The organism is Staphylococcus sp. NWU MKU2 (assembly GCF_033283605.1).
Taxonomy (GTDB): Bacteria; Bacillota; Bacilli; order Staphylococcales; family Staphylococcaceae; genus Staphylococcus; species Staphylococcus haemolyticus.
This window is the reverse complement of sequence record NZ_JAVSMH010000025.1, coordinates 1-568: the sequence shown is the minus strand read 5'-3', so window position 1 is coordinate 568 and position 568 is coordinate 1. Positions and strand designations below refer to the sequence as shown.

Below are 568 nucleotides of genomic sequence, written 5' to 3'. Positions count from 1 at the left end.
ACCGGTGTGTATTCAAGAGGTATAGTTCAGTTTTGTCAGGTTAACCATGTGAAGTATATTGAAATGAACCCATTAGAAGCGAAATTTAAAACAAATTCTCTAAGATCATGGAAAACGGATCACTCTGATGCTCATAAACTAGCACAATTAGGGCCCACTTTAAAATACACTGATAGTTTAAATACTAAAAATGAAATTTACTTTGAATTACGTGAACGTGTACGATTTCATCTTGAAATCGAAAAAAATCAAAGTCGTTTAAAAGTTCAGATTATCGAATTACTCCATCAAACCTTTCCAGGGTTAGAGAAATTATTCAAAAATCGCTATTCAATGATTGCTCTCAATATCGCAGAAATATATTCACATCCTAGTTTTGTTCAACAACAAGATATAGATACTTTAATCTCAAATATTTTCAACTCTACAGAGAAAGGGTTATCTACTCGAAAAGCAGAAAATTATGCTGATAAATTATCCAAAATTGCACATGAAAGTTATCCAAGTGTTAAATCTTCTTCTTTTTTAGTAAGAAAACTTCAGTTATTAATTCGACAGTTAAAAGATT

Annotated in this window: 1 protein-coding gene; it reads left to right on the top strand. The window is 30.5% G+C overall.

All coding sequences use genetic code 11. From position 1 onward, the window contains the following. Window positions 1-21: 21 nt before the first annotated feature. A partial coding sequence (locus SBL15_RS12950) for an IS110 family transposase (protein WP_317956230.1) occupies window positions 22-568 on the top strand: 547 nt, incomplete at its 3' end.